21 protein-coding genes are annotated in these 23,940 nt (G+C 51.2%); 11 read left to right on the forward strand and 10 right to left on the reverse strand.

Annotation, left to right across the window (positions count from 1 at the left end; genetic code table 11):
- Window positions 1-1,358, reverse strand: a 1,358-nt coding sequence (locus tag KK083_RS28045; RefSeq protein WP_254169462.1) for an amidohydrolase family protein, incomplete at its 3' end; no start/stop codon positions are given.
- Window positions 1,359-1,657: 299 nt separating this feature from the next.
- Here KK083_RS28045 and KK083_RS28050 point away from each other — a divergent pair.
- The 5 genes from KK083_RS28050 (at window position 1,658) to KK083_RS28070 (ending at window position 7,500) form a co-directional block, all read left to right on the forward strand.
- The gene (locus tag KK083_RS28050; RefSeq protein ID WP_254169463.1) at window positions 1,658-4,576 is read left to right on the forward strand and encodes an FAD-binding and (Fe-S)-binding domain-containing protein; all 2,919 of its coding nucleotides are present in this window, start codon (window positions 1,658-1,660) and stop codon (window positions 4,574-4,576) included.
- Between the two features lie 261 nt (window positions 4,577-4,837).
- Window positions 4,838-5,599, forward strand: a complete 762-nt coding sequence (locus KK083_RS28055; RefSeq protein WP_254169464.1) for a prolipoprotein diacylglyceryl transferase — start codon at window positions 4,838-4,840, stop codon at window positions 5,597-5,599.
- Window positions 5,571-6,959, forward strand: a complete 1,389-nt coding sequence (locus tag KK083_RS28060; protein WP_254169465.1) for a radical SAM protein — start codon at window positions 5,571-5,573, stop codon at window positions 6,957-6,959. The genes KK083_RS28055 and KK083_RS28060 overlap by 29 nt, the downstream gene beginning before the upstream one ends.
- 2 nt (window positions 6,960-6,961) lie before the next feature.
- The gene (locus tag KK083_RS28065) at window positions 6,962-7,144 is read left to right on the forward strand and encodes a hypothetical protein (protein WP_254169466.1); all 183 of its coding nucleotides are present in this window, start codon (window positions 6,962-6,964) and stop codon (window positions 7,142-7,144) included.
- A 107-nt stretch (window positions 7,145-7,251) separates the two neighbouring features.
- The gene (locus KK083_RS28070; protein ID WP_254169467.1) at window positions 7,252-7,500 is read left to right on the forward strand and encodes a hypothetical protein; all 249 of its coding nucleotides are present in this window, start codon (window positions 7,252-7,254) and stop codon (window positions 7,498-7,500) included.
- A gap of 125 nt (window positions 7,501-7,625) precedes the next feature.
- On the opposite strand, the gene KK083_RS28075 is transcribed toward KK083_RS28070, so the two are convergent.
- On the reverse strand, window positions 7,626-7,949 hold the full coding sequence (locus KK083_RS28075) for an antibiotic biosynthesis monooxygenase family protein (RefSeq protein WP_254169468.1): 324 nt from the start codon (window positions 7,947-7,949) through the stop codon (window positions 7,626-7,628).
- Between the two features lie 225 nt (window positions 7,950-8,174).
- Window positions 8,175-9,656: a MocR-like pyridoxine biosynthesis transcription factor PdxR gene (gene pdxR / locus KK083_RS28080; RefSeq protein WP_254169469.1), complete on the reverse strand. Its 1,482-nt coding sequence runs from the start codon at window positions 9,654-9,656 to the stop codon at window positions 8,175-8,177.
- An 82-nt stretch (window positions 9,657-9,738) separates the two neighbouring features.
- On the opposite strand from pdxR, the gene KK083_RS28085 reads away from it, so the two are divergent.
- From KK083_RS28085 to KK083_RS28095, 3 genes are read left to right on the forward strand one after another with little or no spacing between them, the layout of a single operon-like run.
- The gene (locus KK083_RS28085; protein ID WP_254169470.1) at window positions 9,739-10,191 is read left to right on the forward strand and encodes a carboxymuconolactone decarboxylase family protein; all 453 of its coding nucleotides are present in this window, start codon (window positions 9,739-9,741) and stop codon (window positions 10,189-10,191) included.
- A 19-nt stretch (window positions 10,192-10,210) separates the two neighbouring features.
- Window positions 10,211-10,630, forward strand: a complete 420-nt coding sequence (locus KK083_RS28090; RefSeq protein WP_254169471.1) for a cupin domain-containing protein — start codon at window positions 10,211-10,213, stop codon at window positions 10,628-10,630.
- The gene (locus tag KK083_RS28095) at window positions 10,627-11,538 is read left to right on the forward strand and encodes a DMT family transporter (RefSeq protein WP_254169472.1); all 912 of its coding nucleotides are present in this window, start codon (window positions 10,627-10,629) and stop codon (window positions 11,536-11,538) included. Before KK083_RS28090 ends, KK083_RS28095 begins: the two co-directional genes overlap by 4 nt.
- A gap of 176 nt (window positions 11,539-11,714) precedes the next feature.
- On the opposite strand, the gene KK083_RS28100 is transcribed toward KK083_RS28095, so the two are convergent.
- On the reverse strand, window positions 11,715-12,833 hold the full coding sequence (locus KK083_RS28100) for a hypothetical protein (protein WP_254169473.1): 1,119 nt from the start codon (window positions 12,831-12,833) through the stop codon (window positions 11,715-11,717).
- Between the two features lie 557 nt (window positions 12,834-13,390).
- On the opposite strand from KK083_RS28100, the gene KK083_RS28105 reads away from it, so the two are divergent.
- The gene (locus tag KK083_RS28105) at window positions 13,391-14,677 is read left to right on the forward strand and encodes a PepSY-associated TM helix domain-containing protein (protein ID WP_254169474.1); all 1,287 of its coding nucleotides are present in this window, start codon (window positions 13,391-13,393) and stop codon (window positions 14,675-14,677) included.
- A gap of 113 nt (window positions 14,678-14,790) precedes the next feature.
- Window positions 14,791-15,036, forward strand: coding sequence for a hypothetical protein (locus tag KK083_RS28110; RefSeq protein ID WP_254169475.1), 246 nt, complete (start codon window positions 14,791-14,793; stop codon window positions 15,034-15,036).
- A gap of 164 nt (window positions 15,037-15,200) precedes the next feature.
- On the opposite strand, the gene KK083_RS28115 is transcribed toward KK083_RS28110, so the two are convergent.
- Window positions 15,201-16,844, reverse strand: a complete 1,644-nt coding sequence (locus KK083_RS28115) for a M1 family metallopeptidase (RefSeq protein WP_254169476.1) — start codon at window positions 16,842-16,844, stop codon at window positions 15,201-15,203.
- Between the two features lie 136 nt (window positions 16,845-16,980).
- Entirely contained in the window at window positions 16,981-17,346 is a 366-nt protein-coding gene (locus KK083_RS28120; protein ID WP_254169477.1) for a DUF983 domain-containing protein, read from the reverse strand.
- Window positions 17,347-17,741: 395 nt separating this feature from the next.
- On the opposite strand from KK083_RS28120, the gene KK083_RS28125 reads away from it, so the two are divergent.
- Window positions 17,742-19,916, forward strand: coding sequence for an alpha-galactosidase (locus KK083_RS28125; protein WP_254169478.1), 2,175 nt, complete (start codon window positions 17,742-17,744; stop codon window positions 19,914-19,916).
- Between the two features lie 4 nt (window positions 19,917-19,920).
- Here the strand turns inward: KK083_RS28125 and KK083_RS28130 are convergent, their stop codons facing one another.
- The 4 genes from KK083_RS28130 to KK083_RS28145 all read right to left on the reverse strand — a co-directional run bounded on the left by KK083_RS28130 (window position 19,921) and on the right by KK083_RS28145 (window position 23,335).
- Entirely contained in the window at window positions 19,921-21,036 is a 1,116-nt protein-coding gene (locus tag KK083_RS28130) for an acyl-CoA dehydrogenase family protein (protein ID WP_254169479.1), read from the reverse strand.
- 5 nt (window positions 21,037-21,041) lie between these two features.
- A complete protein-coding gene (gene pnuC, locus KK083_RS28135) occupies window positions 21,042-21,668 on the reverse strand; it encodes a nicotinamide riboside transporter PnuC (RefSeq protein WP_254169480.1) in 627 nt (208 codons plus the stop codon).
- A gap of 533 nt (window positions 21,669-22,201) precedes the next feature.
- Entirely contained in the window at window positions 22,202-22,405 is a 204-nt protein-coding gene (locus tag KK083_RS28140) for a hypothetical protein (protein ID WP_254169481.1), read from the reverse strand.
- Window positions 22,406-22,717: 312 nt separating this feature from the next.
- Entirely contained in the window at window positions 22,718-23,335 is a 618-nt protein-coding gene (locus tag KK083_RS28145) for a 3-keto-disaccharide hydrolase (protein ID WP_438834733.1), read from the reverse strand.
- Window positions 23,336-23,940 lie beyond the last annotated feature (605 nt).

The raw sequence follows: 23,940 nt of genomic DNA on the forward strand, positions 1-23,940 counted from the left end.
GGGTTGGTGTGGCAGATGCCGGACCTCGAGGGGGGGGTGCGGATGGCGTCGAGCGGGGTTTTATCCAGCAGGAGGAGCTCGGCGGCTTTGCCGGTTTCGACGGTTCCCTTTCTGGTGGCGATGCCGAGGTAGGTGGCGGGATTGATGGTGGCAGTCTGCAGCGCTGCGAAGGGTGTGAGCCCGGCTTTCACAAAGGTTTCGAGCTCGTCGTGCGTGGCAAAACCAGGTAGCAGGAACCACTCCGGCGAATCGGAGCCTGTCATCAGCTTCACCCCTGCCTTCCACAACTCAAAAGTCATGCGGTTGCGCAGCTCCACATAGCGCAGCCGGCTCTTTTCCGAGGGAGCTGACTTCCAGTAATGCTCGCGGATCTCCCACCGCTCTTCTTTAATGACCGAAGGGATGTAGGCGTAATCCAGCCTTGATTTGAACTGCTCTTCCGTAAGGGAATGACCGAAAGAAGAGAAAAAGAAGTAGTTAGTAGGCGTCACGTAGATATCAGCTTTCTTTACCATGGCCACGAGCGCGGGGATCTTCGAAGCATCGAGGTGCTCAACGGTCTCCCATGCTTTTTTTCGCCACAGGTTCATGTCAGACACACTTTGTCCATGGTTGTAAGAAGTATCCGGCAGGAGCATGTCGATAAATTCATCCATGTGCTCTATCTGCTGATGTGCCGCCAGGGCAGCCGGTAACTTCACCCGCGGACCCACGTGACCGGTCACCTTGATACCTTCTTCTTTTGCTGTTTGAATAATCGCATCATAAACATTACGCTCTACCATGAATGTGATCTTGATCTCGTCATATCCCTCGCGTTTGAACTTTCGCACAGCAGCAACAGCTTCTTCCGGTGTAGTGCAGATAGCACCGAACACCCTGCCGGGCCATGGCCACTTGCCCACAAACTGAGGACTGGCTACAAAAAGCTCGGGGCCTTCCAGCGTGCCCTGCTTCACAGAGTCTCTCACCTGCAGGTACACGGGATCTCCGTTGAGGATGCGCGCCGTGGTGAGTCCGTTGGCCAGCATCACCTTCAATTCTGCGGCACAGGTATTCCTGTTCTCGCCCTGCTCATAAAAGAAATGGCTGTGCATGTCGAACAACCCGGGCATCAGAAATTTATTACGTCCGTCCACCACCTGGTAACCTTTTGGAACAGCGGTCTTCTTTGTGTCGCCGATGGCCGCGATCACACCATCGCGGATGATCACCGTCTGGTGTGGCAACACCTGTTCCTGATTCATAGGGATCACGGTAACGTCGCGAACGACATAACCTTCCGGAGGCCGTGAGGAAACAGTCTCGGGGATCAACACCAGTAAACAGAAGAGGAGCGTGACGGCAGCAGGTTTCATAGATCTGGGGATTACCTGTAATAAAAATAACCAGGCAGGCGCTGAGAAACCATACCCCAAATGGGTTCAATTATGTGAACGGCAGAATCAGTAGACAGTTGACAATAGGGCAATTGACAACGACGCAGGCTCGATTGACATGTAACTGCTAATCATGACAATCCTTTGTCAATTGCTCCCGATAGGGATTGTCAATTGTCAACTGGATTCACCCTAACGAAAGATCGGAAGCCTGCACTCCATTTTATCTTGCTGGTAGTTCTTCATATTCATTGGCAAATCCGCTAGTTTTGAGGGTTATGAATTTCGCCCGTTTAAAGAAGGATCTTGAAGGTGATCTCTTCACTGATGAAACCACCAGGAAATTATACGCTACTGACGCTTCTGCCTATCGTGAAATTCCTGTAGCCGTTGCTATTCCCAAAACTGAAGAAGACCTGGTGAAGCTGATCCGCTTTGCGCGCGAAAATAAAACGTCAATCATACCCCGTACAGCCGGCACCTCGCTGGCAGGACAGGTGGTGGGCGCCGGTATTGTGGTGGATGTCTCCAAACATTTCAACCGCATACTCGAGGTCAACGCCGAAGAAAAATGGGCGCGTGTGCAGCCGGGCATCGTACGCGACGACCTCAACCAACACCTGAAATCTTACGGTTACTATTTTGCGCCGGAGACCTCCACCGCCAACAGGGCCATGATCGGCGGCATGATCGGCAACAATTCATGCGGCTCCAACTCTGTGGTGTATGGCAGCACACGCGAGCACCTGCTCGAAGTAGACACCATTCTCGCCGACGGCAGCAAGGTGTGGTTTGGCCCGCTCACCGAACAGGAATTTTCCACGCGCGTGAACAGCAACAACAGCACGCTGGAACAATCGCTCTATAAACACATTCACAACATGTTGTCGGATGCCGGCAACATACGCGAGATCGAAAAGGAATTTCCGAAGCATGCAGTACATCGGCGCAACACAGGTTATGCCATAGACATGCTCGCACGCATGCAGCCTTTCAACCGCGAAGGTCAACCTTTCAATTTCAGCAGCCTCATTGCAGGATCAGAAGGCACACTGGCATTTGTGACCTCGGCCAAGATCAGGCTCACGCCGCTTGAGCCCCCGCACAAAAAACTGGTGTGCATCCATTGCCGCAGCATTGATGAGTCACTGCGCGCCAACCTCGTAGCCTTGCAGCATCGTCCCTCTGCCGTTGAGCTCATGGACCATTACGTGTTCGAAGCCACGAAACGTAACCTCGGCCAGGTGGAGAACCGGTTCTTTATTGAAGGCGACCCGCAGGCCATTCTCGTAGCCGAGCTCACCCGCGACTCCGTAGCCCGTGTGGATGCCGACGCAGCCGCCCTCATCGAAGACCTCAAACAGCAGGGACTGGGTTACTCCTACCCTGTTGTAGGTGGCGACGATATCAAAAAAGTATGGAACCTGCGGAAAGCTGGACTAGGACTTTTGTCGAATGTACCAGGCGATGAAAAACCGGTACCCGTGATAGAAGATACAGCGGTGGATGTGCAGGACCTGCCGGCTTACATTGCCGATGTGGGTGAGGTACTGAAGAAGCACGGGTTGTACAGTGTTCACTATGCGCATGCCGGCTCCGGCGAGCTGCACCTGCGGCCGATCATCGACCTGAAAAAAACGGAAGGTGTAAAACTTTTCAGAACCATCGCCGAAGAGATCGCCACACTCGTAAAAAAATACAATGGCTCCCTTTCCGGAGAACACGGTGACGGACGCCTGCGCGGAGAATTCATTCCGCAGATGATCGGTGAGCACAACTACAAGCTGATCAAAGACCTGAAACGTGTCTGGGATCCGGGCAACATCTTCAACCCGGGCAAGATCGTGGACACGCCGCCCATGGACACATTCCTGCGTTTCGACAAAGGCCAGGTGACCAAAGAATTCGACACCATGCTCGACTTCTCCGAAAACCTGGGCATCCTTCGCGCCGCAGAACAGTGCAACGGCTCAGGTGATTGCCGCAAGACCGAGATCAGCGGCGGCACCATGTGTCCGAGCTACATGGCTACACGCCACGAAAAAGATACCACCCGCGCCCGCGCCAACATCCTGCGCGAGATGATCACCCGTTCCGACAAGGCGAACTCGTTCGCCCATGAAGAGATCGCCGAAGTGATGGACCTGTGCCTGAGCTGCAAGGGTTGCAAATCCGAGTGCCCTTCGAACGTAGACATGGGCAAGCTGAAGCAGGAGTGGCAGTATCAATACTACAAGGAAAAGGGAGTGCCCTTCAGAAGCAGGATGATCGGCAATTTTGCGCTGGGCATGAAGCTGGCCTCCGCCATGCCGTGGGGTTATCGCCTGGTGTTCGGCAACAAGGCCCTCGGTAATTTCGCGAAGTCGGTGATCGGTTTTGCGAAAGACAGGAGCATGCCGCACCTTTCGCCCGTAAGCTGGAAGAAATGGTTCACCACGCAATTCAAACCGGTAACGAAACAACCGCGTAAAACCGTTTATCTCTTCATCGACGAGCTGCTGAACTACAACGAAGCCGAGATCGGCATCACCACGGTGAAGCTGCTGGACAAACTCGGTTATGGCATCAAAGTGCTGAATCATTACGACTCCGGCAGAAGTTTTCTCTCCAAGGGATTGCTCAAGGAGGCGCAGGCGCTGGCGCGCAAGAACGTAGCGCTGTACAAAGACCACATCACGCACGAAACACCGCTGGTAGGTGTGGAGCCCTCGGCCATTCTCACGTTCAGGGATGAATATCCGGATCTGTTACGAGGTGCGGAGAAGGAAGCTGCGCTGAAAATAAGTCACCACACACTCATGATCGAAGAGTTCCTCTCCAAAGAGCTGGACGCGGGCAACATCGACCCGAAACTTTTCAAGGAGCAGCGCGCGCTGATCAAAGTACATGGCCATTGCCAGCAGAAGGCGCTTTCAACATTGACACACGTGAAAAAGATCCTTACCCGGCTGGGCAACAACGAAGTGCACATGATCGCTTCCGGTTGTTGCGGCATGGCAGGTTCATTCGGATACGAGAAAGAACATTATGAGCTTTCGATGCAGATCGGCGAGCTCGTGCTTTTCCCCACCGTGCGCAAGCAACCTGAAAATGTGATCATCGCTGCTGCGGGCACCAGCTGCCGGCACCAGATCAAGGATGGCACGGGACGTAGGGCACAACATCCGGTGGAGATACTTTGGCAATCACTGCTTTGAAATGTTGCCGGTTGCCAGTTGCCGGTTTCCGGTCTGGAGGGTGTTAACCTTCCTTGTCTGTGCTTCGATTCGAAACCAGCATGCTATGCCTGGACCTTACCAACCGGCAACTGGCAACTGGCAACAAGACCCGTCGCTCCTTGCCAAGAACTACTTCTTCTCCAGCACCAGAATCACCTTATTGAAATCCGCCGCAGCATGGCGATCCGTATTCAGGGTATTGGTTGCGTGGAAAATCTTATCTTTACATAAACCCCAAGTGTGTTCACCATTCCTTTTCAACCCAAGATCTCCGGCCTGACCGTGAACGTTCACCTGATCCTGGAGTACCTCGCATTTTTTATTGCGTATCGTTATTATGCGCATCTGAGAAAACAGGTACAGGACCCGATAACGTCACCCAACAGGCTTTCGATCATTCTGGGTGCGGCGTTGGGTGCATTGCTGGGTTCACGTGTCATGGGATTCCTGGAAAACCCCGTGGCAGACTTCAGCGCCATGACCGTGCTGAATCTTTACAACGTTAAAACTATCATGGGTGGATTGTTTGGTGGTTTGATCGGTGTGGAGGTCACAAAAAAGGTCATCGGCGAATCGCAGTCTTCCGGGGACCTGTTCACGTTACCTTTGATCGCAGGTATTTTCATTGGTCGCATCGGCTGTTTTCTTTCCGGAACAAATGAGTTCACTTATGGAACAACAACATCGTTCTTGATAGGGATGTACCTGGGCGATGGACTTCAGCGTCACCCGATCGCATTATATGAGCTGGTATTCCTGGCAGTGCTCTTTTTCCTGCTTCGCCGCATCTATGATCGCCACGACATTGAAAACGGGTTATTGTTCCGGATCTTCATGATAAGTTATTTCGGGTTCCGTTTTCTCATCGAGTTCATCAAGCCCAATGTTTTCTATTTTATAGGGCTGAGCAGTATTCAGTGGCTTTGTATCGTTTGTTTTTTATACTACAGAAAAACCATCGTAAAGTTCGTCTATGCCAACGCGAAAGTATACGTATTATGATTTCACGCTCAGTCTTTGTCCGCAATGCCTGAAACGTATCGACGCCAAGATCGTTTTTGAAGACGACAAGGTGTACATGCTCAAGCGATGCCCTGAGCATGGCAATTCAAAGGTGCTGATCGCAGACGATGTGGCTTATTACAAGAACATCCGGAACTACAACAAACCCTCCGAAACGCCTTATCAATTCAACACAGCGACGCACTATGGCTGTCCCTATGACTGCGGATTGTGTCCGGACCATGAACAGCACTCGTGCCTCACAGTGGTGGAGATCACGGACCAGTGCAACCTCACGTGCCCGACTTGTTATGCCGGCTCCTCTCCTTTTTATGGGAGACACCGCTCGCTTGATGAAGTGAAGAAGATGCTCGATGCTGTGGTAGCCAATGAACGTGAGCCCGATGTGGTGCAGATCAGCGGAGGCGAGCCCACCCTGCACCCGCAGCTCTTCGAGATCCTTGACTACGCCAAGTCATTGCCCATCAAACACCTGATGCTGAACACGAACGGCATTGTGATTGCGAAAGACAGGGAGTTCGCCAGACGTCTGGCCTCCTACACGCCCGACTTCGAGATCTACCTGCAGTTCGATTCGTTCCGGAAGGAGGTACTGCAATCCATGCGCGGCGCTAACCTCATCCCTATTCGCGAGCAGGCGCTGGCACACCTGAACGAGCTGAACCTTTCCACTACACTGGTGGTCACCATTCAGAAGAACCTGAACGACGACGAGATAGGCACCATCATCGACTACGCTCTCAAGCAACCCTGCGTACGGGGTGTAACGTTGCAACCAACCCAGATCGCGGGGCGGCTGGAGAACTTCGATGCCCTGACCAACCGCATTACGCTTACGGAGGTGAGAAGAAAGATCCTGGAACAAACCGACATCTTCAATACCGACGACCTGATACCCGTACCCTGCAATCCCGATGCGCTGGCGATGGGTTACGCCTTGAAGATCAATGGACAGGTTTTTCCGCTCACACGGTACATCAATCCTGCCGACCTGCTCGACAACGGCCGCAACACCATCGTTTATGAACAGGACGAACAGCTGCACGACCAGATGATCAGGCTATTCAGCACAGGTAATTCAGTGGAGGGGGCCACAGAGAAGCTGCATTCATTGCTGTGCTGCCTGCCGCAGATCCACGCGCCATCGCTTACCTACAACAACCTCTTCCGTGTGATCATCATGCAGTTCATCGATGCTTACAACTTCGACGTGCGTTCGATCAAGAAATCATGCGTGCACATTGTGAACAAGGATTATAAGATCATCCCCTTCGAGACGATGAACCTCTTGTACCGCGATCAAAAAAAGGAACTTCACAAACAACTTACACTTGCATAACTATGGAAGGAATTGGACTCCTGATCCTGATCTGTTTTCTGATCACTTTTGCGCCTCCTGTAATATTTTTCATCGCAGGATTGGTGAAGCGCCGAAGCAACAAGCGAGCCTCCACCGTATTGTTCATCCTTGGTACTATCTGGCTGATTATCGGCGGTGGCATTTGCGCGTCGATCATGGCGTAACGAATCCTCATTCAACGCTGACCCATGCAACGAGGCCGCTCGTTATGGCCGCCAGTAAACGCTACCAGGTGGAATAAAAATTGAATGGTGAATCCTAAAACAAAACCATGGCCCTGGGCGAGCACTTACAGCGGCAGCTCGGCAAACGATACGAGCCGTCGTCAACCATCAGTATGAAGTACAAAGGATACGACCTGTCGTTCAAAACCGATGCGGAAGGCAATCCGGTGATCCTGTTCATTGGTAAAGCCGATGCCGCCGGAATGATAAAAGGCGAACGTTATACCCGCACGCTAAAAGCCGACAGTCGTGGCGTGATTATCAAAGACCACTGGGATTTGAAAGGGAAAGCGTAACTCACCCATCATCGTTTTTTGCGGCTCAACTTACCCCAGCCCTCTCCTTAAACTACGATTCGCGCGTTTATTAAAATTTGTAGTAAAGAGAGGGGGAAGAATTGTCAGGCCTTACCTACCAACGGTCACTTGCTCCATATTGTGGACGTGAGCTCGTAGTGTTTCATTTCCTGGATGTTGGAATAGAATGGTTTTACCAGGTTGAAGAACGAGCCGAACTCTTTGCTCTTTCGGAATCCGTTGAGGTGGTCTTCTGTTGAGGTCCAGTGGATGCGTACAATATAGTTCGATGGTTCATCCGTTCCATGGATGATCTCGTAGCCGAGACAAAAAGGTGAAGATTGCAGAAATTCGGCGGCGCTGTTGTAAGCTTTTTCAAAAGAAGCGCGCTGATCTGCGGGAACGGAATAACGGATAATTTCAACGGAATAGTTTTTATTTTTGTTCATGGTAACAGTGTTTTGCTCGCTCTCGCCCCTCTATTCATTTCTCAGCAAGTGGGGGATCGAGTATCTCAAGCAGAACAATATCGATTATTTGAAGGATCAGCAGCTTTATAAATAAGTTGCCGGTTGCCAGTTGCCTGTTACCTGTTGTAGGTTTCCAGGTCCCAGGTGGAGGCAAAGTTTAAGGTTTTTAGTTTAAAGTTGCCTTCGATGGCCGGTGGTCGATGCCTAATTCCTGATGCCCAATGCCTCCACTGATTTTGTCAATATCTCCATTGCCCTTTCCTGCTCCTTGATGTTCAGCGAGGCAAAACCCATGCGCGTAGCATTGAAGTTAGTGTTTGTATTGTAAAATGAAGGGTCGGGTATGATCAGTCCTTTTTCGGCGGCCTTTGCGGCGATGCGTTTCAGGTTGGCGTTGTTGAACTTTGTCCATACTGACATGCCGCCATCGGGAATCTTGAATGATACATGATCTCCGAGCGCTTGCTGCAGCAGCCTACAAAAATGATCGCGCCGCTCACGGTAAAGTTTCACCACTTTTTTGATATGCCTGCCGATGGTGCCATTCCTGTACAACTGTGCAATGGCGGCTTCCATGAGGCTATCGCCTTGCCAGTCGATGGTCTTGCGGATATTGGCAATGGCATTGATAAAATTTTCAGGCGCCACCACAAAACCCAGCCTGAAAGTGGGCGCCAGTGTTTTGCTCAGCGTGCCGATATAAATAATGTTGCCGTGGTGATCGAGGCTCGCCATGGGCAACACGGGATTGCTGGTGTAATGAAAGTCGTAATCGTAGTCGTCTTCAATGATGGCAAACCTGTACCGGGCCGCGAGCTCGAGCAAACGTACGCGCCGCTCGGGCGTAAGCGTAACCGTGGTAGGGTGATGATGGTGCGGAATGACATAGAGCAGCTTGATCTTCTTTTTGGCGGTCAGCTTCGCGATAGCATCCACGTCGATACCGAAGTCGTCAACGGGTACGAAGTTGATGTTGGCACCCAGCTGACGGAAGGTAAGGGTAGCACCGAAGTATCCCGGATCGCCTACGATCACATGGTCACCAGGTTGTAAGAGCAGGCTGCCGGCGAGGTAAATGCCCATTTGTGCGCCACGGGTGATCATCACGTGCTGCGCGGAGATCGGAAGCCCGCGTGTATCGCTGAGAAACGAGGCCAGCGTCTCACGCAAAACGTCTGGGCCTTTGGGGCTGCCATAACCAAAAAGTGTTTTCGAGCTGCGTTGCTTCGACAGGCTTCTCATCTCCCGGATAAAAAGCTCTGTGGGCGCAAGCCGTATGTCGGGGAATCCATCATTGATCACCAGCGCATTGGCTGCGATTGCGGACCTGAGCGGAAAAGGTGGAACGCGTTTTTCATCGATCTGAAAAAGGGTTTTCTCAGGATAAGGCGCCGGTCCCTGTTCCTGCAGTTTTTTCGGTTTGATCTCCGGCAGGTCATTTACCACAAACGTGCCCTTGCGGGGGACCATTTCAATCCATCCCTGCGCCATCAGCTCATCCAGGGCCGCGAGCATGGTCTTGCGGTGGATCTTCAATAATGCAGCCATCTCCCTCGATCCCGGCAGCTTCAAACCCCGTCGGAGCCTGCCGTGACGGATGTGATGGATCAAAGCGTTGGCAACCTGCAAGTAAACAGGTATTTCAGAGGTCTTGTCGATCGAAATCGATTCCTTTAACACGATCATATCTGGACTATCTTATTTGTACAATCTGGACTATTCAAGTAGTCCAATAAAGATAGACATTTACAAAAACAAATAGAGAATCATGACACCAAGAATGAGTATCAAAAAGACCGAGCCGCGGATTTACGAGGGCATGGGCGCAGCGGATAAACAAATAAAATCCTTCGGGCTTGACGCGAAGCTGGTAGACCTGATCAAGATCAGGGCCTCGCAGATAAACGGCTGTGGTTACTGTATCAACATGCATACACTGGAAGCCAGAAAGGCCGGCGAAACAGAACAGCGGCTCTATGCCCTCTGCGCGTGGTGGGAAACTCCGTTCTTCACAGAAGAAGAGCAGGCCGTGCTGAAGCTCACCGAAGCGGTAACGCATATCAGCCACGGAGGCGTTCCGAACGACGTCTACGATCATGCGCTGAAGATGCTGGGTGAACAAAAGCTTGCGCAGGTGATCTTTGTCATCGTGGCCATCAACGGATGGAACCGCATCGCTATTTCAACGCACATGGTTGCCGAAAAAGAATGGGTTATCTAAAAAACTAAATTCAACCGATATGAGATCGCTATTCTTCTCTTTAGTCATCCTATCGTTTGCAGCACAGGGTGAGCTTCATGCACAACATCACGCCCCCGCTGCCGGGTCATCCACGGTGGTCACCAACATTCTGCAACAGGTCCTGAACGATCCTGGCCTCGCGGGAAGGGAAGTTAAAATGCTGATCGTCGATTATCCGCCCGGCAGCACCACACCTGCGCACCGTCACCCCTGCCCTACGTTCGGCTATGTGCTGGAAGGTGAAATAGAATCGACCTTTGAGGGCAAGGCACGCCTCTACAAAAAGGGCGATTCGTTTTACGAGTTCACCAACGGCCTGCATAACTCCGCCCGCAACCCGCATCCTACGGAGCCGGCGAAGTTGCTGGTATTCTTCATTGCCGAAAAAGATAAACCCACTTACCTCCCTGAAAAATGATCTCCGAAAGCACACTGACGCGCCCTGCCTCAATGAAGGCATCAGCTTCGTTTCAAAAATGGTTTTACCTCGCCGCGCTCACGCTCATCTGGGGCAGCAGCTACATCCTCATCAAGGTCGGACTGCAGGGTTACGGCTACGTGGAGTCGGCAACGCTGCGGCTGATGGCGGCAGGGATTACTTTCCTTCCCCTTGGACTGCGTTACATCACCAGCATCCCCCGCAGAAAGATCCCGTTGGTTTTGCTCTCCGGAATGCTGGCCATGTTCATCCCGTCTTACCTGTTCAGTCTATCGCAGCAGCATCTTCAGAGCTCGGTGGCCGGTATCCTGGTGGCGATGACGCCGGCGTTCACATTGATTTTTTCTGTTGTCTTTTTCAGGAAAACATATTCCTTCGTGCAGGTGGCGGGCCTGGTGCTGGGACTGCTCTGCTGCATTACGCTCAGTGTTATTTCTTCGGGCAGCATCACTTTCTCCCTGAATGGTTATGTGTTCCTGATCGTGGCCGCCACTATGTGCTACGGGCTTAACATCAATGTGGTGAAACAATACCTGTCAGATATACCACCCCTTCACCTCAGCGCCGTAGCCGTTTCCATCAATGGCATGATCGCTTTCGTCGCGGTATTCATTCCCAACTTTGATCGGTTTGAATTTGCCACCGGTACACTTCCTTCACTGGCGGCATTGCTGACGTTGGGCATCCTTGCCACGGCCCTGGCGCAGCTGATTCATAACAAGCTTATCTCGGTATCGTCACCCCTTTTCGCCAGCACCATGACTTATCTGATTCCCGTAGTGGCGGTGATGTGGGGGTTCCTCGATCACGAACCGCTTGTGGTTCTGCACTTCATTGCGATAGCTGGGATTCTTGTGTCAGTGTATATGATTAGGAGGGAGCGCTGAAAGTACGAGGTACGAAGGGTTTAGTCGTCGGACCACCACCCTGGCGCATTCCAGCGTAGTGGTCTGACGACGTTCATACTGCACGGCCGTGGACTGTCGACTGTGGACAACCCACTTATTGCATGCGATTACTGTGCCTCATATGCACGTTGTGATCCCGGGATTCTTCGCTTCGCTCAGAACCTCATCTGCACACCAGCAGTGTAACCAATATACAGTCCGTTGAGGCGATTGTCTTTGTTGGTGTCGGTCCACATGTAGTGCCCGATCAGCTTTCTGCCTTCGGCGGTATCGGTATTCACGTGGTTGAATGAAGGGCCGGCAAAGATCTCCAGCGGACCGAGCTGTACGGCGGGCAGAATGCTCAGGGAGAATTTGTTGAACTCACCTCTTTTGAAGTTCTCGAGACTTATGGCCGTGGCCTCAGCATTCAGGCGGAAGTTACCGGTGCCGACCAGGTGAGCGCCCAGACCATATTGCATCGCGAAGACGTCTTTGGTATTTTCGAAATTATAACCGACGCCAATGATGCCGTACAACTTTCTGCCTCCGGAGCGGAAGGTGAGCAACGTAGTCAGGTTATCATCTGTAGTGACGCCAAGCCATTTTTCACCATTCTTAATGATGTTGACGATACCGATCGGGTAGTCGCTGCTGTCGGCGATGTTGATAAAGCCCGCGAGCTGTACACCCTTGACTTTTTTAGCGATGTTGATGAAGCCCGCAAACTGACTGCCCTTCACGTCACCCGCGATGTTGATATAACCAGCTGCCTGCGTACCGTGGATGTTGCCTCCAGCGATATTGATAAAACCTGCCGCCTGAAAACCGTTAAGATCACGCACGGTGTTGATAAAACCTGCGGCCTGCATGCCGGTGATGTCGCGTTTGGCCAGGTTGGCAAAGCCGGCAACCTGAAAGCCCCTGCCACTCTGATACATGTTGAGGAAACCAGCCCCTTTAAATCCATCGGCAAAACCACCAATGAAGTTTGAAAATCCTGCTACCTGAAATCCCGTCGCGTCTTCACGAATAAAATTGGCAAAACCGGCCATCGTAAATGCTTTCTCTTCGCGCGATACACCGGCAATGACATTCAGCGAAAAGATATTGGAATACGAGCCAGCATGTTTGCCGTGCGTGCTGAGGGGATATACCAGTCCAACGTTCACGCCATGCGCACTCTCCTGCGCGAACGCTGCCACTGAACACAATATCAAAAGCATCGCGGAGGCAGCAAAAGCGCGGGAATACAAGGAGCGAAGCGCCTTGAACAGAAGTATGTAAAGTTTCATTGTCATTTTGTTTGGAGCTATGACAAGCGATGAAACAATTACCCCTATCGCATTTGAAATAAAAATAGAGATCAGTCGGTGATCGATGGCCCCATGATTAACCCTATAGACGGTTATCCTACTTTATCCAGGCAGAATACTGCAGTGGTGATAAGTAGAACGTGTGCGTTTTTTTAGACTGGCTTTTCAGATTACGAATTCAGGAGGCTCCTACGGAGCCGGGCGGTGACACGAATCTGCTTTCTATAGACAGAACACGCTTACAGAGTGAAGTGCATTTCAGCTCCGGATGGAGCTCCCTGTCTATAGAATGAAGAAGCCGGTTCATATTCGGCTCCGTAGGAGCCTCCTGAGAACGCGTCGGTAGTGATAGCGAGGGAGTTCACAACCTAACATCTGTATGGAAGCGACAGAACTTGGCTACCCTCTGGAGGGTATTTTCACCTCCGTTACCTGAGCAATGCTTGGAATATCCTCGCGGGAACCGCATATTTGAGTTTATTTAAAATCATTCTAAATAAAATAACTAGGTTCTACCGCCAAACGCTGACTGAAACGTGAAAAGCAACCGATATACCCTCAAATACTGGATAGGAAAAATTCACCTTTGGCTTGGGCTCATCTCCGGGCTGATCGTGTTCGTCATTGCCGTCACCGGATGCATTTACGCTTTTCAGGCGGAGATCCAGGACCTCATACAACCTTACCGTTTTGTTACCGCAAGAGACCAGGCGCTGATGCCTCCCTCTGCGCTGAAAGCCATTGCGGAAGAAGTGCTGCCCGGAAAAAAGATCCACGCCATATTATACGCCGGCGAGGGAAAAGCAGCACAGGTGATCTTCTTCAGCTTCGAGCCCGAATATTATGATGTGGTCTACCTCGATCCCTACACAGGAAAAATTCTGAAAGTGAAAGACATGGAGGCCGATTTCTTCAACTTCATTCTCGACGGTCATTTCTATCTCTGGCTCCCTCCCACCATTGGTCAACCCGTAGTCGCAACGGCTACCCTGGTGTTTGTGGCCATGCTTGTAACAGGGATCGTTCTCTGGTGGCCGAAAAACAAAAGCGGCGCAAAACAACGGTTCACCATCAAATGGAATGCACGCTGGCGCCGCAAGAACTATGACCTTCACAATGTGCTAGGCTTCTACGCTTCGTGGATCGCCATCATCCTGGCTACCACGGGACTGGTATGGGGCTTTGAATGGTTCGCGAATGGCCTGCACGCCGCTGCCGGAGGAGAAAAATCACTGCTTTATGTCGATCCTGTTTCTGACACTACAAACACCTACACCGGCAATATACCCGCCATCGACAAAGTGTGGCACCTCATGAGAAAGGAATACCCCGCTGCCAAGGTCATTGAGGTGCACGTGCCTGAATCAGACTCCACTTCCATCGCGGCCAACGCCAATCCCGATGACGGTACCTACTACCAGACAGACTACCGTTACTTCGATCAGTACACTTTAAAAGAGCTACCAGTAGATCATATTTACAGTCGCTATGCCGAGGCCAGCGCTGCTGATAAGCTGCTGCGCATGAATTACGATATTCACACCGGCGCCGTGCTGGGACTACCGGGAAAGATCCTCGCCTTTTTTGCAAGCCTCATCTGCGCCAGCCTGCCGGTCACGGGAGTTAATATTTATTGGGGAAGGAGGAATAAGAAGGAAGCTAAGTTGAAACGGAAGGCGGAGAAGCGATCTAAAAAGAAGTCAGGAGCCAGAAGTCAGGAGTCAGAAGGGGCGATTCAAAGAAGTAAGGAGCAACCCTCCTTCGCCAAGGCTACGGCGGGCGAGGGAAGTAAGGAGACAATCCACGTAAAAATCGAAGAGTAATGAGAAGCGAGGAGCCAACCGCTGCACCCAACTGGTAACCGGCAACTGGCAACATGCTACCGTTGCTTTGGCATAGTATTTATCCCTTTTGTGGTTAATCAACTGCAAATTTTATGGGCGCTGTTAATATTTCACAAAACGATTCGGCCAACTTTAAAGACCTGGATGAAGGTAACTCGATACAGGTAAGGGTGACCATTGCTGAAGATCAGAAGAAAGATTACGAAAAAGGCAAAACCGTAAAGGTCAAACACATGAACAAAGAGGTCTCTGGAAAAATTGTTTCGGAGCCCATTCTGATCGACGACAAGAAGGAGAAAGGCAAAGTTGTGCTGTCACTGATCATCGAAAAAGTCTGAATTGGTTGCCGGTTACCAGTTGCCGGGTGGCCAGTTGGAGCGGTGTTTAAAATCAAGTTCTATGCTTCGTATTACTTGAGGATAAGTCCGAAACGTGAAAGTCTGCCCCGTGCGAACCGGCAACTGGCAACCGGTAACTGGCAACCATTGACTCATCTTCTTACTCACTCCACCATCTTCGCTGTTACATAAAAGTTTTCGTCTACTACAATCGAGTCCCCCTTGATCTTTTCGGTTTTCCAGGTGGTGGCGGGATAGATGAATTTGAAATTGTTCCGGCCGGCGGAGATCTTCACGGGCATGTCGAAACCTTCAACACAATTGGCCCAGCGGTACGTAAGCTTACCCTTAATGATCTTGTATTCCAGCTCGGGGATGCGGATGTCGCGCAGGTATTGATCGAAAACCTTGCTAAGGTTCTTTCCGGTTTTCTGGCTGATGAAATTCTCGATCTGCTTTCCTTCAACGGTCTGGTGATAAAAGGTCTTGTTCATGTCGCGCAGCACCTGGCGCCACTTCTCATCATTGTCCACGATCTGCCGGATGGTGTGCAGCATGTTGCCACCCTTGGGATACATGTCGCCAGAACCACTTCTGTTCACATTGTAGGTGCCCACAATAGGCCTGTCATTACGGATACCTTTGCGCGTTCCGATCACATATTCCGCGCCCGCCTTCTTTCCGAAATAATACTCCGTGTACAAATTCTCCGAATAGTTGGTAAAGCTCTCGTGAACCCACATGTCGGCCATATCTTTATAGGTGATATTGTTGGCGTACCACTCATGACCCGACTCATGGATGATGATAAAATCCCATTTCAGTCCCCAGCCTGATCCCGAAAGATCTCTCCCGCGATAACCATTTGTGTAACCATTGCCATAGGTGACCGAGCTCTGGTGCTCCATGCCGAGATAAGGTGTCTCCACCAGCTTGTAACCGTCTTCATAAAACGGATAAGGTCCGAACCAGTGCTCGAAGGCGCGCAGCATCAGCTTGGCTTGTTTGAATTGTTCTTTTGCTTTTTCAAGATTGGCGGGCAGCACATAAAAGTCGAGGTCCAGCACACCCTTTTCGCCGTGCAGGGTATCTGAAAAATGTGTGTATTTGGCGATGTTCACATTCACGCCATAATTGTTGATCGGATTGCTCACGAACCAGTCGAAGGTTTTGGTACCATCGTTGTTCACGGTCTCCCGGCGAAGGCGACCATTCGATACGTCGGTGAGGTTTTCCGGCACCGTGACGCTGATGAGCATGCTGTCAGGTTCGTCATACATATGATCTTTGCACGGCCACCACGCGCTGGCACCCAGTCCCTGGCATGAGGTTGCGATAAAATCATTTCCTTCGTTGTCTTTCGTCCACTGAAAGCCGCCCTGCCATGGCGGATTTTTCGCCACGATGGGATTACCGGAATAATAAACCACCACAGAACCGGTTTGATCTTTCTGCTGCGCTTTTTTCAATGCGATGAAGTAGGCGTTCGTTCCCGCTTTTTCGAAAGTAAGTGTCTCTCCATCCTGCGTTACCTTTTCGATCACCAGCGGCGGCTGAAGATCGAGCTGAAGGGTCTGGTAAGGCTTCAGCACCTTGTAATGAACAGCAACACTTCCTGAGAGCGCCTTCGATGCAGGATCAACCTTTACATTAAGGTGATAGTAGCGCAGGTCCCACCATTCACGCTCAGGTGTCACGGTCCCGCGCAAGGTATCATCTTTTGTAAGTGTACGCTGCTGCGCAAGAGAAGGCAACAAAAGACTGATTGACAGTGCGGATGCCAGGAGGAAGGTGCGGAGGTATTTCATGGGTATATAGGTTCGGCATTAAGGTAGGAAAAAAAGCCAAGAGAAGGTACGAGGTACGTCGCCCGCTGTAGCTTCGGTGTAGGCGTGAGGTACGATTAGATGACACCCGGTATGGCCATGGACTATGGACCATCGACTATCGACTCCTGTATCTCACAAACAAATTGATCCATCCTGCCCTGGAGATCCTGAAGTTGACCGGAAGTATCACTATTGCGCCGATGATCATCCACGTTACATAGGTCCAGGTGCCTGGGTTGATGGTATAGCGCAGCACAAAGTACACGGCGACGAAAACCGCTACCTGGATGGCGTAGCTTACGTACATGGCGCCGAAATAAAAGGATGGCTCCTGGATGAGGTCAAAATTGCAGACGGGGCAGCGGGCGTGCATTTCGGCGAACTTCGGACTGAAAGCTGAATATTTGAACATGCTGTGTTCCTGGCAGCTGGGGCATTGCTGGTAAAGGATGCTGTATAGTTTTGTTCCCTTGGTGATCATAGCGATTGTTATTTATACTGATAAACGCAGAAGGAGGAGCCGGGGAATAGGACAGTTTATGGATTATCCTGGACAGATTAGTTTTTCTGCAACATAGGTTTGTGTAGCTTATTAAGGTTTGGTCCGCTCCCAGGCCCCGCCTTTGCTATCGCTACTGCGGGCACAGCGCTGGGCCTCGTCATACGCTGTTCGGACTCAACCCAACCCCCGCATGCCTATGCCAGGCCAAAGGTTGGCTTATGTCCTCACATCGTATGACTGGGAGAGGCTCGTTCGTTGGGCGCGCTTCGATTGATTGCAGTAGCGTTCCAAAACCTTTCAATAAAGGGTGTGACCGCTGAACAAATTCGTCAGGGAATTCGCTTAGGTTCACGTCTTTCATTCTGATGACAACTATGCTTAAACTATACACTTCTGTTTTCCTGGTTTTGGCTCTTACGCTTTCATTTGCGGCCACTGCACAGACCCCGGAGAAACCCATTTCCAAAGAGCAGCTTATTACTGTACGAACTTCCGGATCATCGCTGGTATTGAAGGCGGCGAAAGATGGGCGTTTATACCAGCAGTCTTATGGTCGTGTGAGAGCGGCCACGTCCGATCGCTCGCCGGCACGTGAAGATGAATGTTATCCACCGGCGGGCAACGGCTTTATGGCTGAGCCCGCGTTACAAGTGGTTCATGCGGATGGTAATATTTCTACCGACCTTATCTTCGTCAGCGCTGACACGGCGGCCGTCGATGCCAATACAACCCTTACACGCATCCGGCTGAAGGACTCATTCTATCCGTTTTTTGTAACGCTGCACTTCAAGGCCTACCGTGCAGAAGATGTGGTCGAGCAGTGGGCCGAGATCCGCCATGAAGAGAACAAACCCGTGACCCTCTCGCGGTTTGCATCTTCAGCTATGGTGATGAAGGCCAATAGTTACTGGCTCACCCAGTTTCAGGGCAACTATATGCGCGAGGCCGAGCTCACGGAAGAGAAGCTCACGCCGGGTATCAAGATCCTCGACACCAAGATCGGTATCAGGGCACACCAGATGCGGAACCCTTCGTTCCTCATCAGCCTTGACAATGCTGCGCACGAAGAAACAGGAGAAGTATACGGGGCAACGCTGGCGTGGTCTGGCAACTTCCAGTTTGCCTTCGAGGTCGACCACAACAACCGCCTTCGCGCTTTGTGTGGCATCAATCCTTTCGGATCAGAATACAGGCTGGAGAAAGGCAAAGCGTTCATAACACCGGCCATGCTCTGGTCATGGAGCAGCCAGGGCAAAGGCCAGGTAAGCCGCAACTTTCATCGCTGGGCCCGGAAGTACGGCATCCGCGATGGCGCCAAACCCCGGCCTGTGTTACTGAACAACTGGGAGGCTACGCACATGGACTTTGATGAGAACAAGATCGTCTCGCTCTTCGACGGGGCCAAAGAGCTCGGTGTGGATCTCTTTCTGCTCGACGACGGGTGGTTCGGCAACAAACATCCCCGCGACAACGACAAAGCCGGACTCGGCGATTGGGACGTGAACAAAAAGAAACTTCCGCAGGGCTTGCCTTACCTCGCGGCAGAAGCCAACAAACGCGGCATCGGCTTCGGCATCTGGATCGAACCTGAAATGGTGAATCCTGCCAGCGAGCTGTATGAAAAACATCCGGACTGGGTGATCGCTCAGCCACACCGTGAGCTTCTCTATGGTAGAAACCAGCTCATCCTCGACCTCACCCGACCAGAGACAAAAGCATTCGCCTCGCAGGTTGTAGGCAACACACTTTCAAACAAGGGTGTGGCCTACGTGAAGTGGGACTGCAACCGTTATGTAACGCAGGCGGGCTCGTTTTACCTGAAGCCCGAGCAGCAACAGCACCTGCTCATCGATTACCAGTGGGCGCTGTATGATGTAATGAAACGCATGGCCGAAAAACATCCCGATGTAATGGCGATGGTGTGTGCCGGTGGCTCGGGCCGTGTGGATTACGGAGCGTTGCGTTACTTCCATTCTTTCTGGCCCAGCGATAACACTGATCCGCTGCAGCGCATCTACATTCAATGGGGCTTCAGTCATTTCTTTCCCGCCAATACCATATCTGCCCACGTGACGGATATGGGCAAACGCCCTGTTAAATTCGCCACCGACGTTGCCCTCAGCGGCGCATTTGGCGTTGACCGCGATGTGCAGAAAATGACAGAAGAAGAAAGGAAGACCGCAGCCCGGGCAACTGCTTTGTACAAAGAGCGCCTGCGCGAGATCGTGCTGCAGGGCGACCTCTACCGCCTTGAATCGCCGTATGAAAAAACAAGGGCATCGCTTAATTACGTATCGGCCGACCGTTCACGCGCCGTGCTGTTCATGTATCAGCTGGGTGAAAGTGCGATGGGTCCTGTAAAACCGCGTGGCCTCGACCCCAGAAAAAATTACCGGATCACCGAAGTGAATTTACCCGAAGGCAGGAACTCACGGCTCTCGCTCAACAATCAGGTAGTAAGCGGCGCCCTGATCATGGAAGAGGGCATCTCCTCTCCTTTGCGCAGAGCCCTCGACAGTGCCGTGATCGAGCTCACAGCGGAAAATTGAAACACTATCGCGATGCGAACAACGCATGCTGACTGGCGGTATGCAGGTCCCTCCATACCCTGTTGATCTCCTGCGATACATCGGCAGCTGCCAGTCCGCAGTATGGGTAGAGTTGGTCCACCAGCACACGCGAGCGTTGCGCCAGCCTGTGACTGGTGTTGCTCACCCGCCCGAGGATATGATTGGGAATTTCGCCTCCGGCAACGCAATGCTCCCACGATGCATCCGCGGCTTCATAAAACTTCCGGCGATGTTCATGCAGGTCTGCCCGCGCTTCTGACAATAAATTCATGAGATCAGGCGATTGCGCTCCGATGCGATTGCTTTTGGCTTTCTCTGCCAGCAAACTTTCACACAGATCGAGAAAGCGTATGGCCATGCCCGCCAGGTTTACCGTGAGCGTGGTCTCTGCAAGCTGCAAAAAGGGATACTGATACAACGGATGTTTCAGCGTGGCCTGCCTCGCATCGATCACAAAAGAGCGGTTCGCAGGCACCCGTAACTTCTTTACTTCAAAAGTGTGGCTGCCAGTGGCGATCATGCCCATGCTGTTCCAGGTTCGATGCACAGTTACTTCGTCTTTCAGGAACAAAAACGAGCGGACCCGTGGTGTTCCATCGGGGTGATACAGTTGTTTACCACCTTCATAGATCAAACAGTTTGCCGTGAACACCGTGGCATGCAACGATCCGCTGGCATATTTCCACCGGCCCTCAACTTCATAACCATCAGCAGTGATCTGCGCTGTTCCCGTGGCGGCACCACTTCCGGCGAAGCATGCATGATCATCGGCAAACACCTGCGCCGAAAGCTCAGGTTGTAAAAAACCAACAAACCATGCTGCACCGCTGCAGAGGGTCACTACCCACGCGGTGCTTCCATCGGCCCAGGCGAGGCACTCTTCTGTTTGTAATATTTGAGGAATGGATAATTCGAGTCCTCCGTAAACGCGGGGCACGAACATCTTCAGCCATTTTTCACGATGAATGATTTGAAGCTGGTCGTTGTGAAGGCGGCGTTGTGCTTCGGCTTCATGCGCCGTATCTCGGATCTTTTGAATCAATGCAGGATCGATGATCTCTGATGGATGCCCAATGCGCGTTGTTAATGTTGTGGTCATGTCGTTCATACTTTTGCCACACGTAATTGCCTTCTGGCGATCTTCACCCAGTCTACATAACCGATACACGCCACGATAAACAGGAAGATGGTAAGCAGGGCAAACAACGGCAGGTCTTTGTGAAACAACAGGGGCACCGCGAAGGCGTTGGAGATGTTGAGCAGCACCCAGTTCTCCACCTTGCGCCTGGCCAGTAACCACATGCCGGCCCACGCGGTGGCGCTGATCCACGCATCCCACAGGGGCACATCTGAAGACGTGAAAGTTGCGAGCGCAAAATAAAGGGCACAACATCCGCCGAGCGCGATCGCCGCAGTGATGATCCACTCCCTGCGCGTGGTGAAGCTCACCTGCACGGGCACTTCATTCTTGCGTGTGGTCCAATACCACCAACCGTAGATGCTCATCACGAGGTAGTAAAGATTCAGCAGCGACTCGGCATAGAGCTGCGCTTTGAAAAGACTGTAGACAGACAAAGTGGTTGCGGCAATACCTGCGGGATACAGCCAGATCTTGTTGGCCCTCGCCAGCAGCACTTCTGTGACTCCCAGCACCAGCACGGCACACTGGATCGCATCGATATGAACAACCTGGTCGCGAAGCAGGTTGAGCCATTCCTGAAAATTTAACATAGATCAATGGTTCTAGCCATTGCCCCGTGGTGCGAATGCACAAAATACATCCGGTATTATTCTCATTCCTACGCTGGTATTATCCAGATCAGGTGTATGGAAGTTTACTTCCAATGGGTATAATCTCAGCCTGTTTTTCAGCTGGCCAACGCCTGCAGCGCGGCACAAACAAAGGCACCCCTTGAGCAAAGTCAGACAAATATAAGAAAAAGAAGTCAGGAGCCAGGAGTCAGTAGCCGGAAGGGAAGGTAGAATAGGAGTAAGGAGTAAGAATTAAGAAGTAAGGAGGTCAGTTTGGGTGATAAGAATAAAGCCGATCGTGGACGACCGGCTTTATCAAACACCAGCACGCAGCTTTCGTGAGTCAACCCTTCAACTCCTGCGCCCTGAAAAAATAAGAATTACTATGCGCTAAGTAACATGCCCCGGATAAGCAGGGCATTAATGGGAAATTAAATTGGAATTAAAAGATTGCCCTGGAGTTACTGTATAACTGCCGGGATGTGGGAAAAGCCTCGATGGAGGCCACAACCTTATTTTGTTACCACCTGATAGGCTTTTTCGCCATTCAGCTCTGTTTCTCTGAGCACACGGGTCTGTTTGAGCTCTGCAACAAAGGCATTGATCTGCTCCTCGTTGGTGACGCCCAGGTGTGACACAAGCTGTGTGTGGGTTTTAATATCGTTGGGCGATTTTCTGAAGTTAGTGATGAAATTCAGGATGTCTATCTTTTTCATGAGCGCTCGATAGTGGTTAAAGTTATCGACGATATACGAAAAAGAAATCGTGAAAGTTTAAAGATTGACGGAGAAAATTGGAGAATATGTTTGAATGGCAGTGCCCGGTGACTGCTGAAGTGTTCGGTTTTGGGAATTAAATAGTCGATGGTCCATGGTCGATAGTCCATGGTTGGTATAGTGCAATACTACCTGTTTTGCCTGCGATCTCCTGGACCGCCGTAGCTTTTACGCCTTTGATGCTAGAGGCACGATAGTTAAAGTTCACACTGCACTGCTATGGACCATGGACTATGGACCATCGACTTTGAACTACTCAGGAAGTGGTTTCACCATCACATTCCTGTAATACACTTTGCTTTTCGGGTCGTGTCCCTGCAGGGCGAAGGTGCCGGAAGAGAGTCGGCTATCGTCGCCGGTGGTGTACTCATTCACGATCTCATCGTTCACTTTTACGGTGATCTTCTTTCCGCGCACGATGATCGATTGTGTGAACCACTCATTGTCTTTGTGCGCCGGGATCTTGACATCCTGAACAGCGTAAATACTGGAAGTTTTGCGCCAGTCGGTGTGCGTGGCGTTCACCTGGATCTCATAACCTTTGGAAGGCCATCCTGTTTCCTGGTAAGCGGTGTGAATGAACATACCGGAGTTGGAACCGGGCGTGGTCATCACGTCGGCCTTGAACTCGAAGTTCTTGAAGTTGTGATCCTGCACATCGCCCATGTAGAACAAATGAGCCCTGGTGCCATTCACAACGATCTTTCCGTCTTCAATGGTGAACGTTGCCGGGTTCTCGCTTGCTTTCCAGCCGTTGAATGTTTTGCCATCGAACAGGGTGATCCAGCCGTCTTTCTGTGCCTGTGCTGTCAGGGCTACGGTGATCATGATCAACAGCGATAATGTGCCGCGTTTCAAAAATGCATTCATCATAGTATTAAATGGCTTAAGGTTATCTGCCTTAATTTACTGGATATTCCATGATACTGCTTACTCATTTATGAATTAGGTAAATTCCGTATTTGAATAGCCGGAAAGCCAGGAGCCGGTTTCGTATCATTAATCCGTTTGGAACTGGTGGCCGGTTCCGGTGGCCGGTTTCGTTTCGGTATTAAAGTATCTTATAGTGCTTCGATCTTGGGATTGGAACTCTGCCGTGAAGACTGTGCACGTCTTAACCGGCTAGCTGGCAACTGGCAACCGGCGACCAGTTGTAGAGCAGCCGTGATCTTACTTCTTATTTGGGTCAAATAACTCTACATCTGCACTTCCTGACCGATGAAATTTTCCGTAGAACGATGATTCTCCCTTTAGGCATGAAGTTTTGAGCGATGGACGCAATTAAAAAGCTGATACGATGAAAATGACAACACGCAAAGATACAACGCTACGGCTGGTCGTTCAATCGAATATTGTCAGCGACAGACAGTGTAATGGAAATGTAAAAGAATAGAAGGACCCTCTCTAAAAGTTCCCTCTCTCTTTCTCTTGATGAAGCGGCCTATTGTATAGGTCGCTTTTTTTTATGTCGCTTG

It is taken from the genome of Chryseosolibacter histidinae, assembly GCF_018598225.1.
Lineage (GTDB): Bacteria > Bacteroidota > Bacteroidia > Cytophagales > Cyclobacteriaceae > Chryseosolibacter > Chryseosolibacter histidini.

What these genes read in the sequence shown, in the direction of transcription:
- KK083_RS28050 (WP_254169463.1), top strand. Translation starts at nt 1,658, where the DNA reads ATGAATTTCGCCCGTTTAAAGAAGGATCTTGAAGGTGATCTCTTCACT.
- KK083_RS28060 (WP_254169465.1), top strand. Translation starts at nt 5,571, where the DNA reads ATGCCAACGCGAAAGTATACGTATTATGATTTCACGCTCAGTCTTTGT.
- KK083_RS28065 (WP_254169466.1), top strand. Translation starts at nt 6,962, where the DNA reads ATGGAAGGAATTGGACTCCTGATCCTGATCTGTTTTCTGATCACTTTT.
- KK083_RS28070 (WP_254169467.1), top strand. Translation starts at nt 7,252, where the DNA reads ATGGCCCTGGGCGAGCACTTACAGCGGCAGCTCGGCAAACGATACGAG.
- KK083_RS28075 (WP_254169468.1), bottom strand. Translation starts at nt 7,949, where the DNA reads ATGAACAAAAATAAAAACTATTCCGTTGAAATTATCCGTTATTCCGTT.
- pdxR (WP_254169469.1), bottom strand. Translation starts at nt 9,656, where the DNA reads ATGATCGTGTTAAAGGAATCGATTTCGATCGACAAGACCTCTGAAATA.
- KK083_RS28085 (WP_254169470.1), top strand. Translation starts at nt 9,739, where the DNA reads ATGACACCAAGAATGAGTATCAAAAAGACCGAGCCGCGGATTTACGAG.
- KK083_RS28090 (WP_254169471.1), top strand. Translation starts at nt 10,211, where the DNA reads ATGAGATCGCTATTCTTCTCTTTAGTCATCCTATCGTTTGCAGCACAG.
- KK083_RS28095 (WP_254169472.1), top strand. Translation starts at nt 10,627, where the DNA reads ATGATCTCCGAAAGCACACTGACGCGCCCTGCCTCAATGAAGGCATCA.
- KK083_RS28100 (WP_254169473.1), bottom strand. Translation starts at nt 12,833, where the DNA reads ATGAAACTTTACATACTTCTGTTCAAGGCGCTTCGCTCCTTGTATTCC.
- KK083_RS28110 (WP_254169475.1), top strand. Translation starts at nt 14,791, where the DNA reads ATGGGCGCTGTTAATATTTCACAAAACGATTCGGCCAACTTTAAAGAC.
- KK083_RS28115 (WP_254169476.1), bottom strand. Translation starts at nt 16,844, where the DNA reads ATGAAATACCTCCGCACCTTCCTCCTGGCATCCGCACTGTCAATCAGT.
- KK083_RS28120 (WP_254169477.1), bottom strand. Translation starts at nt 17,346, where the DNA reads ATGATCACCAAGGGAACAAAACTATACAGCATCCTTTACCAGCAATGC.
- KK083_RS28125 (WP_254169478.1), top strand. Translation starts at nt 17,742, where the DNA reads ATGCTTAAACTATACACTTCTGTTTTCCTGGTTTTGGCTCTTACGCTT.
- KK083_RS28130 (WP_254169479.1), bottom strand. Translation starts at nt 21,036, where the DNA reads ATGACCACAACATTAACAACGCGCATTGGGCATCCATCAGAGATCATC.
- pnuC (WP_254169480.1), bottom strand. Translation starts at nt 21,668, where the DNA reads ATGTTAAATTTTCAGGAATGGCTCAACCTGCTTCGCGACCAGGTTGTT.
- KK083_RS28140 (WP_254169481.1), bottom strand. Translation starts at nt 22,405, where the DNA reads ATGAAAAAGATAGACATCCTGAATTTCATCACTAACTTCAGAAAATCG.
- KK083_RS28145 (WP_438834733.1), bottom strand. Translation starts at nt 23,335, where the DNA reads ATGAATGCATTTTTGAAACGCGGCACATTATCGCTGTTGATCATGATC.